Annotated in this window: 10 protein-coding genes and 1 pseudogene; 4 read left to right on the top strand and 7 right to left on the bottom strand. The window is 58.9% G+C overall.

Translation table 11 applies throughout. The annotated features are described in order from the left end of the window. Nucleotides 1-929: 929 nt before the first annotated feature. Nucleotides 930-4,256: an adenylate/guanylate cyclase domain-containing protein gene (locus tag F6X37_RS34230; RefSeq protein ID WP_187614437.1), complete on the top strand. Its 3,327-nt coding sequence runs from the start codon at nt 930-932 to the stop codon at nt 4,254-4,256. Between the two features lie 79 nt (nt 4,257-4,335). On the opposite strand, the gene F6X37_RS34235 is transcribed toward F6X37_RS34230, so the two are convergent. After that, nucleotides 4,336-5,586, bottom strand: coding sequence for an ABC transporter substrate-binding protein (locus F6X37_RS34235; protein ID WP_222945026.1), 1,251 nt, complete (start codon nt 5,584-5,586; stop codon nt 4,336-4,338). A 520-nt stretch (nt 5,587-6,106) separates the two neighbouring features. Further along, on the bottom strand, nt 6,107-6,325 hold the full coding sequence (locus F6X37_RS34240) for a hypothetical protein (protein WP_187614438.1): 219 nt from the start codon (nt 6,323-6,325) through the stop codon (nt 6,107-6,109). A gap of 376 nt (nt 6,326-6,701) precedes the next feature. Here F6X37_RS34240 and F6X37_RS34245 point away from each other — a divergent pair, with 376 nt between their 5' ends. Continuing rightward, nucleotides 6,702-7,844: a LuxR C-terminal-related transcriptional regulator gene (locus F6X37_RS34245; RefSeq protein WP_262420132.1), complete on the top strand. Its 1,143-nt coding sequence runs from the start codon at nt 6,702-6,704 to the stop codon at nt 7,842-7,844. Here the strand turns inward: F6X37_RS34245 and F6X37_RS34250 are convergent. Both F6X37_RS34250 and F6X37_RS37365 read right to left on the bottom strand, forming a co-directional pair. After that, on the bottom strand, nt 7,777-8,097 hold the full coding sequence (locus tag F6X37_RS34250; RefSeq protein WP_187614440.1) for a hypothetical protein: 321 nt from the start codon (nt 8,095-8,097) through the stop codon (nt 7,777-7,779). The genes F6X37_RS34245 and F6X37_RS34250 overlap by 68 nt on opposite strands. 52 nt (nt 8,098-8,149) lie before the next feature. Next, the gene (locus tag F6X37_RS37365; protein WP_262420133.1) at nt 8,150-8,275 is read right to left on the bottom strand and encodes a hypothetical protein; all 126 of its coding nucleotides are present in this window, start codon (nt 8,273-8,275) and stop codon (nt 8,150-8,152) included. Between the two features lie 880 nt (nt 8,276-9,155). Between F6X37_RS37365 and F6X37_RS34260 the strand changes: the two are divergent. Together F6X37_RS34260 and F6X37_RS34265 are read left to right on the top strand one after the other, a co-directional pair. Continuing rightward, nucleotides 9,156-9,745 (top strand): annotated as a pseudogene (locus F6X37_RS34260) (DUF72 domain-containing protein); the annotation flags it as partial. 68 nt (nt 9,746-9,813) lie between these two features. Further along, on the top strand, nt 9,814-10,113 hold the full coding sequence (locus tag F6X37_RS34265) for a hypothetical protein (protein ID WP_262420134.1): 300 nt from the start codon (nt 9,814-9,816) through the stop codon (nt 10,111-10,113). Nucleotides 10,114-10,158: 45 nt separating this feature from the next. On the opposite strand, the gene F6X37_RS34270 is transcribed toward F6X37_RS34265, so the two are convergent. The 3 genes from F6X37_RS34270 to F6X37_RS34280 form a co-directional block, all read right to left on the bottom strand. Further along, nucleotides 10,159-10,560 (bottom strand): hypothetical protein, encoded by a 402-nt coding sequence (locus F6X37_RS34270; RefSeq protein ID WP_316252027.1) that lies wholly within the window; start codon nt 10,558-10,560, stop codon nt 10,159-10,161. A gap of 125 nt (nt 10,561-10,685) precedes the next feature. Next, entirely contained in the window at nt 10,686-11,366 is a 681-nt protein-coding gene (locus F6X37_RS34275; RefSeq protein WP_187614444.1) for a M35 family metallo-endopeptidase, read from the bottom strand. A 44-nt stretch (nt 11,367-11,410) separates the two neighbouring features. Continuing rightward, nucleotides 11,411-11,619 (bottom strand): IS4 family transposase (locus F6X37_RS34280; RefSeq protein ID WP_316252028.1); only part of this gene is annotated, 209 nt, incomplete at its 5' end.

Here is an 11,619-nt window from a genome sequence, read left to right on the forward strand (position 1 = left end):
AAGCAGAACACCAATTGTTATGCGCAGTCCGGCAACAAGCCGGCGACGCTATCTCATTGATATATCTTCCTGAACTGCCATGAGGTCGTGCCCACTCCGCAGAAAAATGGACTCCGCTGAATACCCGGCTTCAACGGTAATACGGGCCTCTCCGTCACCCTAAGGCGCCCGGCCTGTCCCTCGCGGGCGTCCGGTTGATCATCCCTAACCACGCCAAAGGGCTTCCCGTGTTGCGTGCGCTTCCCTTGTGTGCATGCTGTCGCCACTACCCCGGCGCAGCGACTGGGCGTCCTGCCTGCTCATTCACCCAGCCGTATCAGCCTTCCCCGTAATGGCAGTCGGGTCGGCCTGCGCATCGACCTTTTCGAGGCTTGCTCGGCGTTCACACGTGTTACGGCCTGCACACTCGCGCTGTCACCGTAATTTGTGACACGCTACACCGAAGGCTTCAGCCATTTCGTTACCTCCATAGCTGCTCCGGTTGCTTCCGGCTGGAGCGGTTGCCGGGTGGGGCTTACACCCACTGGGAAAGCGCCGCCTTTACACGGCGCACGCCAAATGCAGCCGTTCGCCCTCGTTCTTACCCGGCCGTTCAGAGGGCCGCTCCAGCTAGATATCGGCCCCTCGCGCTGGGACACGGTCGAGCGCCCACGCGAACGCGAACCTGCGATCCATCCCGGACGTCCCGCGCCCCGGCCGCCGCTTGAAGATCTGACACGCAGGCTTGGGCACGGTCCACGGACAAGCAACGATCTTACCGCCGGTTCTGGATTCGTCAGAAGCCGAATAAATCGTGCGTCAATCGCACCGGACGACAACTAGAATCAATACTGTCTGGTTGCAGCCGGCCGCCCCCCTGATTGTCGACAAGCGCGGAACAAATATTTTTCCTACCCTTCCATGAGGCGGCCGTCTTCAGGAGACATACGGTGGGAAGCATTGAAGAGTGGCTGGCATCACTCGGCTTGTCCGAGTATGTCAAAAGCTTCGCCGAGAATGGTATTGATCCCTCGGTCCTTCGCGATCTGACGGACCAGGATCTCAAGGATCTTGGCGTCTTGCTTGGGCATCGCCGCAAAATGTTGCGTGCAATTAATCAGCTTGGCGACGGCGCCGCTGCAATATCTCCAACCGTGGCCACGCCCTTGCCACGAGATGACGCGGACCGACGCCAGCTCACCGTCATGTTTTGCGATCTCGTCGGCTCGACTGCTCTCTCGAAGCGGCTCGATCCTGAAGACATGCGGAAGATCCTCGCCGCTTATTACCGGGGTTGCGCGGATGTAGTTACCAAAGCCGGTGGCTTCATTGCCCAGTACATGGGCGACGGTGTGCTGGCCTATTTTGGTTATCCTCAGGCGCATGAGGACGATGCCGAGCGGGCTGTACGTGCTGGGCTGGCGCTGGTGCAAACCATCGGCAATCTCGATTCCGGGATCGACGAAAGTTTGCAGGTGCGGATCGGGATTGCTACCGGCGTAGTGGTCGTCGGTGACCTGACCGTTGAGGGCGAAGCCCAGGAGCGCGGCGTCGTCGGCGAGACACCCAATCTCGCTGCCCGGCTGCAGACGTTGGCCGAGCCCGGAACAGTGGTGATTTCTGCGAGCACGCAGCGGCTGACGGCCGGGCTGTTTGACTATCGCGACAAGGGCCTGGCGACAGTGAAGGGTTTTGACGAAGCAGTGCGGGTCTGGCAAGTGCTCGGCCCGAGCGGGGTCGAAAGCCGCTTCGAGGCGCTGCACACGACCACGTTGACGCCAATTGTCGGGCGCGACGAAGAAATCGAGCTGTTGCTCAGCCGATGGCAGCGGGCGAAGAACGGTGAAGGGCAGGTTGTGCTGCTTTCGGGCGAGCCGGGTATCGGAAAATCGCGGCTGACCGCAGCCCTTGAAGAGCGGCTCAAGTTCGAGCCGCACGGCCGCTTCCGGTATTTCTGCTCGCGCCACCATCAAGACAGTGCCTTCTATCCGTTCATTTCCCAGCTCGAGCGTGCGGCCGGTTTGCGGCGGGGCGATACCGCTGAACAACGCCTCGACAAACTGGAGGCGGTGCTCGCGTTAGCCGCCGACAATCTGCGCGAAGCTGCTCCGCTGGTAGCGGCGTTGCTATCGCTTTCGACGGAAGGTCGATACCCAGCACTTAACTTCACGCCGCAACAGTACAAGGAAAAGACGCTTAGCACGATAATTGCGCAAATCAAGGGGCTTGCAATGCACCAGCCGCTGCTGATCTTGTTCGAGGATGCGCATTGGACCGACCCAAGCTCGCTCGAAGCGCTGGACCGTCTTGTCGATCGTATTGCAACCCTGCCTGTCCTGCTGATTGTCACCTTCCGGCCTGAATTCGTATCTCGGTGGATCGGCCGCTCAGAGGTGATGCTCCTTACTCTCAATCGTCTGCACCCTCGGCAGCAAGCCGAGATGATCGAGCGGATAACCCTTGGCAAGCCACTGCCGAAAGAGATTACAGACCGGATCATCGAGCATACGGATGGAATACCGCTATTTGTCGAAGAACTGACCAAGACAGTGCTCGAGAGCGGCGTACTGCGCGAGCAGAACGGGCGCTACGTCCTCGATCGTCCGCTGCCACCACTGGCGATCCCGATGACGCTGCACGCTTCGCTGATGGCGCGGCTCGATCGTCTGGCCCCGGTGCGGGATGTAGCACAAATCGGCGCTGCAATTGGCCGGCGATTTTCCTATGAGCTCATCAGCGCGGTCGCGTCGATGCCCACGGAGCGCCTGGACGACGCATTGGACCATCTCGTCGGTGCCGAGCTGGTGTTCCAGCACGGGGCACCACCGGATGCGGAATACACCTTCAAGCACGCCCTGGTGCAAGATGCCGCGTACAGCTCCCTGCTGCGGGACCGGCGACAGCAACTGCATGTCCGCATCGCAATGGAGCTCGAGAATCATTTTTCTGAAGTAGTGGAGCAACAACCGGAAATCCTGGCTGAACACTGCGCCCAGGCCGGATTGATGGAAAAGGCGGCCCGGCTGTGGCTCCGGGCCGGTCACAATACTGCAAAACGCGCCGCACATCGCGAGGCGTCGGTCTTGTTCGAGAAAGCCCTGAATGCCTATGCGGCTCTACCGTCCTCGGCCGAGATACTTGGTGAAATCGTCGATACCCGATGGGAACTTAACCACTCGCTTTATCCGCTCGGAGAATTGACACGGGACCGAGCGAATCTGGAGAGCGCAAAACATCTTGCCGAAGAACTTGGCGACGAGATACGCCTTTCGCGCATTCTATCAAGGTTGGCTTTCACGCTCGGTTCGTTAGGCGATCTGGTCGGCGCCGTCGAGGCAGGCGAACGCGCCCTGGCGTTGGGGGAGCGGCGAAGCGACCCCGATGCGAAGGCGTGGGCTTCCATGATGCTGGCCAGGTCACGGTATGGGCGCGGAGACTATGAACGCGCGATGGGACATGCTCGACAGGCGCTAGATCTCCTCCATGAAGGCCCTGCCTACGGTCTCGGACCACATGAGGATTACGTAAAATTCACGCGCGTCAACGGTCGTATCTGGTTGGTGCTTTGTCTCGGCGAACTCGGCCGATTCGACGCGGCTGCTGTCCTTGGACAGGAGGCGATGGACATGGCCCGAGGGATGAATGAGCCAGAGGAACTGATCTTTGCTAGCCACGGCGTTGGACGGATGCGCCTTATCGAAGGCAATCCCGGCCTTGCTGTCGAGGCGCTTGAGCCAGCACTGGCCATGTGCAAGAGCGCGGAGTTTCCAATCTTCGTTCCTCGGATAGCCTCATGTCTGGGGGCGGCGTACGCCTCACTCGGCCGGACCGATGAGGCACTGGTTCTTCTGGAAGAGGCAGTTCGCCAGGCAGCGGCGAGTGATTTAACGTTCGGACATTCGCTAGTGCTCTCGATTTTCGGTCGAGTGTGCCAGCTCGCTAGTCGACAGGATGAAGCCCTCGCTCATGCACATCATGCCATTGACCTGGCTCGAGCCTCCGGCGAACAAGGCAACGAGGCCTGGGCCGGGTGCTTGTTGGGAGATCTTGTCTCGGATGGGAACGCTACCGCACCTCGGATTGAGGAAGCTCACAATCACTATCGCATGGCGTTGATGATCGCCCACGACCTCGGAATGCGTCCTTTGCAAGCACAGTGCCTATATGGCCTGTCTTGGCTGCAAAAGATGGGCGGAGATAAAGCATTGGGCGAGAGAAGTGCAGCAGACGCCGCATCGCTTTGCCGGGAAATGGGCATCAAACCATTGACTGGCTGAACATCGTCTCACCTCGCCCCGGTTTGCCGAGAGCCGCTTGCGAGCCGGTCTGCATCAGATCTCAAATACCCCAGTCGCCTTACTTACCCAGCGACCGGTTTGCCTTTTCGGCTGCCGCATTCAATGCCGCTGCGGGTTGAGCCTTTCCTAGGTAGACGGATTGTATGGCATCCGACACGGCCTTCCCGGTGTCTTCCCACCCAGTGACAGTCGGTGCGAAGCGGGCGTTCGGCAACAATGCGATGAACGCCTTGGTGTCTGGGCTATTGAGCGCAGGATCGCTGGCTTCGGCCTTCGTCGTGGGCAGGAAGCCTTCCGTCTTCGAGAATTCGACGCGCGGGCCCTTTGTGAAGAGGAAGTCGAGGAACTTCCAGGCGCTCATCTTGACCTTGGAGTTCTTGAACATCATGATTGAATCTGTTACCGCGTAGGTGGCCTGCGTCGTTCCGGTCGGAATGGGATCGATACCGTACTTCAGATTCGGCGCCTCCTTCGCGATCTGCTTCGACAGGAAAGGCAGGGAGATAACCATCGCCACACGCTCCTGCTTGAACAGGTTCTGTACGCCTTCACGGTTATACCCGGTGACCCCCGGTTCGGTCAGACCTTCGTCTATCATCGTTTTGTACAGCGTTGCGGCCTTCACGCCAGCCTGCGAATTGAAAGCAGCCTTGCCGTCCTTGCCGATCACGTCCCCGCCATAACTCCAAAGTCCATAATAGAAATAGACATCTGTCTCGATCTCTTTGCCTTGAAGACCAAAGCCGGCGATTCCCATCGCTTTGAGCTTCTTCGACGCATCGATTACGTCGTTCCAGGTCTTCGGGCCATTCGGATAGCCAGCTTTCGCGAGCAGGTCCTTGTTGTAGTACAGCGCGCGTGTTGAAGCAGCGAGCGGCAAGCCATACACCTTGCCTTTGATTTCGCCCGGCGCCAGGATCTGGCCAATGAAGCGGTCCCTGAAGCTGGCGTCCATGTAGCCATCAAGGGGCTCGGCGACGTCGTCGTGAACGAAATCCAGCAACCAACGGGTAGCGACAATCGCGAGGTCCGAGTTCGCGCCGCCCATGATGTCGGTCTGGAGCTTCTGTTGCAGCGCGTCCCAGTTTACTTCTTCGATCTTGATTGTAGTACCAGGGGTAGCTTTCTCGAACTCGTGAGCCATCTTGTTGAAGTATGGGCCAGTCGCGTCACTGTAGTGCGAGACGGTAATCCGGACCGTGTCGGCGTGTGCCGTTACTGCAATACCTGCAAACGCAAACCCTACGATGATCGTGGGTAGCGCGAAAGACACAAGGACTTGCTTGCGCCGGAGATTCAGCCTGCTCATGGATTCGCTCCCGCTCGCGCTCCCTTTGCCCGACAGGCGGGAGCGCTCCCTCCATAGAATAGGCCGAGCCAGCACACGGCGTCCGCCATTTTCACGCGTGGGACAAAACGGCAAGGAACACCGGCAGACGTGCGACACCTCGCCGCTTTGGTCGCGCGGAGTCGGACGACAGCAAGGGGGCGGGACATGACACGTTCGCCTACGTGTCAAAGCGGCGCCCCTTCTATTGAGCGTTCGTTGGTCTTTCACGTATGTCGCCTTTCATTCACTGAGCAGGAAGGCGCCCACGATGCGCAAACCGTTCACAACGCCGCACGCAATGCCTCATCAACGAAGGCAAGTCGAGCAGCGATGATCTTGACGAAAAACCGATGAACCCGTTGCGCGGCCGGACCGACCGTCCATCATCGACCGGCAGCATGCTCAACCCGCTGGTCGTGAAATGCCGCGCGAGCATCGCGCGAAAGTCGTAGCCGTGCCCTGTCGCACGCGAGTTCGCCGAGAGCAACTCGTCTTCGACCTACTCCAGACCCACGTCGAGCGAATCGAATTCACGAATCCGGAGCTTAAGTGTCCCGGTTTTCGTGAGCAGGTCGCGTGAACGCGGCGTCAGCGCAGCCGGCACCAGGTCCGCGTTCTTCGCTGCGCTTAGCTGACTTAGTTTGACGAAGCTGATCGATACCCACGCGTCCATGCCCTGAGTCGATGCAAAATCGAGCACGATGAAACGGACCGGCACCGAATGACTCGCGGCGAGCCGCTCACGCAGACTCTGGAGAATCGAATTGGCCCGCGAAGCGCGAACGGAGCGGGATATCGGAGACGGTCTGGCCCGGCTTCACATGAATTCCGCGAAGAAAGCGAGGGAGAGGTGGGACGCGCTGCCCAGTACCCGGTCGTGACTCGAAACTCCGTCGAACATCATGCGCCGTTCGAGTTGTACGCCTACACTGGGTAGTCATCGGCCCGGTTGAGTGCCAAGCTGGGGCCGATTGCATGGCGAGCGGTGCGCCCGATTTTCGTCTGACGTTTGCGAATCGCATCGCGTCGCGCCGGAGCCAAACCGGTGCGGCAAGCTCGCGTGTGCCGGCTGGCATCGAATGCAGGCCACGAATATGGACATCGCGCAATGGCTCCAGCGTCTCGGACGCAGTACGCGCTCGCATTCGCGGCGAACGATATCGACGCAAGAAGTGACGCATATGCATATCATCCTCATCGCACCGACCGGTTTGTTCCGCGAGGGCGTTGCACGCCTGGTCCGCGACTTCGAAGAGTGTATCGAGGTGACATGTGCGGACTATCGGATCACCGCTTTCGAAGACTGGACCCGCGCAGACCTGCTGATACTGGATTGCGACCATCAAAACGAAGCACTCGATGTGCTGAGCGCATTGCGGCGCGTCTTCCCGCATTTGCCAGCGCTCGCATTGCTGAGCGAGATCGGTCAGCAGACTATCGACTCCTTCATGGCTGCCGGTGTGGCGCGCTGCCTGAACAAGTCGCAGTCCGCGCAAGCGTTGCGCGACGCGCTACAGGTGGTGCTGGCTGGCGCGGCATACCTGCCGGCAACGTTCTCTGCAATAGAGCACACACAAGCTTCGCGTGGCGCAACCACGGATTCGCGCGTGGTTCCCGACCCTGCGATGAACAACCGCATGCTGACGCCACGCCAGATCGAAGTACTGGCCCTCGCGGCGCGCGGCGAGTCGAACAAGTCGATCGCGAGGCAACTCAATATCGCGGAAGGGACAGTAAAAGTGCATCTCTATACGGTGTATAAAGCGCTCAAGGTCGAGAGTCGCAGGCAGGCCAGCATCGCGGCCGCGCGGCTCGATCAGGTCGGCGATGCACAGCTTCATCAGGCGCTCGATGCGCAGCTCGCCATTAAGCGGCTCCTCTCTGATTTGCCTCCCCGTCGCTTCAAACGCGGAGACGTGCTGTTTCGCAAGGATGCGCCAAGCGACGCGCTCTACTATGTCTTGCGCGGGACGGTCAGCCTTCAGGAGATCGGAGTCGATATTGGCGCTGGCACGATCCTCGGAGAGATCGGACTTTTCTCGCCGGACCATCGTCGCACCTGGACGGCCTGTTGCAAGAGTGAATGCGAGTTGCTGACGGTTTCCGCGGCCGATGCAATGCGGATGTACTATCAGGATCCCGAGTTTGCGACTTACCTGATCCATCTGGTCACGCGCAGACTGGAGGCCGACAAACTACGCTCGAAGCAGGACAATGCGCGACGCTCCCTTGATTGATTTTCACGCGGCCGACCCTGTCCTCCAGCCAGCCTGCGACAACGATGAAAACGCCAGAAAAGAGGGCGGTGATGCTGACGGCGATGTCACTGAGGCCGTCGTCGATTTGCAGATCCGCCCACATGGACGGCAGCACGTTCAAGGTCGTCTGGGCGAACAGCCAGAACGTGACGACGGCGAGCACGATGCCGGCAATCAGCTTCTCCCCGCGGTTGTACTCGGAGAGAATCGACGGTTCGTCGAAAGACGCCATTTTTGTTTTCCCTCCTTTCTCCGGAGCCGCAGTTTGCCCGCTCCAGGCAGGTTCACTTGCCACTACCTTTGAAGAGTTCCTGCAACCGCGCTGCCTCGCCGTTCTGCTGCGAGTGCACGAGGTCTTGATAGACTTCGGCGCGGGTCTTTCCGTCACCCACGCTATGTCCGCCGGACATCGAGCTTCCCGAAGGGTCGGGACCTTCCGAATTCATCGAGTCAGGCTGTGCTGCGGTCGTTGGATTTGCAGTGATGTTTTGCGCGCTGGCGTGCCAGGCGCACGCGCACAGTAGCCCACCGGCGACGAGTAACACTGTTTTCATAGGAGTCTCCGTCAAAAAAAGAATGTGGACGCAACGCGCCGTCGCGACGTGTAGAGGCGAGCGCCGGCGCTGCCCCTTGCAAGGGGCTACCGGCCGCACTTGCTTGCAAGCTGGAAAAACATCGGAAACTGTGCAGCGAGCTCGTGTGTGCGGCAGGTCGGAGCCAGTATGATTTCCGAGTCTCGCTGCCGCTATATCACTTTGGTAATAGGCGGCAATGGAGAAACTGGCGCGGTGGTGCGCGAGTGTGTCGCAACTGCTCTCATCAAAGCCAGTCGAACGCCGCTGCCGCCCTACGCGAGCCTTGGCAACTCGACCCGGCAGCTGCTTTGCGGTACGAAATACGCTGTCGGGCGGTCCGGAGGTTTCACCATCGGCCGTGATGTCGGCGATGCATCCATAGTCACCCGACGCACGCCCCTAGGCGCCCGCTGAAGGACCGGCGATTGCCGGTGTGAAAGGCTCTCCCGCGATCACCGTTCTGCCGTTGCGATTACCGTCGTGCTCGAGGCCCACGCGATCGGATCGTGTTCTCGCGATATGTGGTCACGTATGCGATGCCTATGGCTGGGTTGATCGGGAAGTCGTCCCACTATCGGCCGCCGGTGATGTTGCACGCGCAAACCTGGCGATACGGCGGGCAGTTGCACCTCGGAAGCAGTCATTGAAGTTGCGGCAATCCGAACGGCCGCTCCGGGTCGTGAACCGACCTCGATCGTTACCCGCGCGACCTCATGAGAATCTCTATTACAAGGATGTACCGCCGCCAGTTATCGAGGAACTGTCGGCGCGCTTCTTTGCGGCCCTGCAGCCACTGCACGTGTGGCGGGCAAACTCGGCGCGGTGCTATTCCAGTTTCCGCACTGGATAACCGCAGTACCGAAAGCGATGAGGCTCGTCGAGCACTGCGCCGAGCGCATGCACCCGTTTGTGACCGCGTTCGAATTTCGGCACGAGAGCTGGTTGAGCGAGAAGCACCGCGAGTCAACCCTTGCGATGGAGCGTGAACGCGGGATCGTTCACGTGATTGTCGATGCGCCGGAAGGCGTGACGAAGCGCGCGCACTCAGTTTGGGAAGCGACGTCGCCCGAACTCGCAATCGTACGGCTGCATAGCCGCACCGCGTCGACATGGAGCGGCGCCGAGTCGGCGGCGGAACGGTTCAACCATGACGATAGCGACGACGAGCTTCGCGAACTCGCGCCACCGATTGAGGACATTGCGGGGCGCACAGCGCGCACACACGTCCTGTTCAACAACTGCTATCGCGATATCGCGCAGCGAAACGCTGTGACAATGATGGGGGTTCTGCAAGTCACGCGATAAAGGCGCCGGAATTGTTCGCGCTGTCCCCGTGCCGAGAATTCCTGATCCTGATAGCCATTACGAAGCCCATGAGAGTACTTGCCACACCGATGCGCGAGCGCGGCGAAGACCGGCACAAACGCGATATCGAAGCTGCCGAGCCGGTGATCGGCGACGTAGCCATCAATCACGAACAGTCCTCGCAATACAAGCGCACCAGCAAGGTGGCGAGCTTCCAGCAATCCGGCTCGGCAGATGCGCAACCGCTGCCGCGGCTGCACGATGTTGAACCGAGCTGGATGGGTCCTAACGGCTTCGTGCTGACCGGCATCGAGTTCATCGGCGATGTCGCCTATGCTCAGTCGTGGTGGTGCCGGTTGTCGGTGTGACCTGGCTTTGCACAGCCCCGCCAAAGCGGGGCTCTGTTCGTGTGCTTACGGGTTGGTAGGCGTGGTAGGTGGCCAAAGCCTTGGATCATCGCACATCCATTCGCAGCCACCCTTGCAAATCGGACTTAATTCGATTTCGATTTGATTAACACGAGTGCTACCATCGGGAAGTTTTTGCGCAAACACATCGGTCAGAGTTTTAGGCTCTACATATATGGCTGCACTCGGGATTCCAAGTTTCCTCAGGTATCCTTTCACCACCCCGCCACGGCGATCCTGCAAGATATCCAGATCGCGCTCGCCGATATATGCGCCAGCGATTACGATTGCCTGAATCCTCACATCTGGCCATTTCTGTGCCTCTTTCACAGCCTTTTTGATTGACAGCCGATTATCCTTCGAGAGCGCAGTGGTGTTGAACGGCAATTGCAGTTGCACATGCTCCACGAAACGACATCCAGTGCTGGATGGCCTATGCTTCGCCACGGCGTCAATTGATTTCTCTGCGAAAGCTGGTCCGCAAAGACCAGCGCATAAACTAAACACAGCGACAAGTGTGCGGCACCGAAAGCTCATTTCCTTTCCTCTACGTCTTTATCGAAAGTTGCTATATATCCGGTTATGCTATCTGCGTTTCTAATCGCCTCTTCTCGATGGTTCTCCGCCCATATTCGCGCCCCGGATTCTGTATCGAGATAAATCTCGTCTCGCGAATTAAAAGTATCCGTAAAGTGCGTACATTCATGGATTATCGTCTTAACCTTGCAGACCCTCCACAACTGACCAAATGAACTATCACAATACGCGGAATAGATAGCAATAACCCGCTTTTCCGAATCTGGTTTGCAGACTGCGGCGTGATTCTTACCCGAATCCGGCTTGGGTACACACGACAGCATCCTATTCGTTTCACTGTCAAATCGTACGATCTTTTCTGGCACCATTTGCTGCATAGCCGCGAGCAATCGCGGCAGCCCATCGCTTAATACCTTTTTTGTAGCGTCGTCTGCGCGGGCAAAGAAAGTTGTTACGCGCTGCTGTTCCTTCTCGTCCCAACGCGCCAGACCCTCGATGCGTCTTTTGATTAACTCAATGCCAATATCGCGCGCCCGCATGGCTTCTTTTCTAAAGTCCTTATTAGTCATGTTCGGGCAGATAGGGGTTGTATTGATTGTGACGTCCCTATTCGACCCAGGAGTCGTGTTTGTAAATGCCGTGTCATCGACAGTTTGCCATTCAATGTCGTCGTTCACTTTCCTAACTCTCCACTTCAACCCATAGCGTTATACAGAAGTCATTAGCCGAGCCCGTCGCGGAGCGCGCGTAGCGTGTCAGCGGCAGCGAGTACCTGATCGAGCCCTCGCCAGATGGTCTTGGCGCCCGGTTCACCGTCGCTCTTTCGGCCGAGGAAGCCACCGATTTGCGCAATCAGCCGCACGACCTCATTCACAGTGGGCGGCGGCGTCGGCATCTTCTTTTTGGCCAGCAGGTGGGCGCCACGAATTT

The organism is Paraburkholderia sp. 31.1 (assembly GCF_014397645.1).
In the GTDB taxonomy this organism is placed as follows: Bacteria; Pseudomonadota; Gammaproteobacteria; order Burkholderiales; family Burkholderiaceae; genus Paraburkholderia; species Paraburkholderia tuberum.

What these genes read in the sequence shown, in the direction of transcription:
- F6X37_RS34235 (WP_222945026.1), bottom strand. Translation starts at nt 5,586, where the DNA reads ATGAGCAGGCTGAATCTCCGGCGCAAGCAAGTCCTTGTGTCTTTCGCG.
- F6X37_RS34265 (WP_262420134.1), top strand. Translation starts at nt 9,814, where the DNA reads ATGAGAGTACTTGCCACACCGATGCGCGAGCGCGGCGAAGACCGGCAC.
- F6X37_RS37365 (WP_262420133.1), bottom strand. Translation starts at nt 8,275, where the DNA reads ATGTCCGGCGGACATAGCGTGGGTGACGGAAAGACCCGCGCCGAAGTC.
- F6X37_RS34250 (WP_187614440.1), bottom strand. Translation starts at nt 8,097, where the DNA reads ATGGCGTCTTTCGACGAACCGTCGATTCTCTCCGAGTACAACCGCGGG.
- F6X37_RS34245 (WP_262420132.1), top strand. Translation starts at nt 6,702, where the DNA reads ATGGACATCGCGCAATGGCTCCAGCGTCTCGGACGCAGTACGCGCTCG.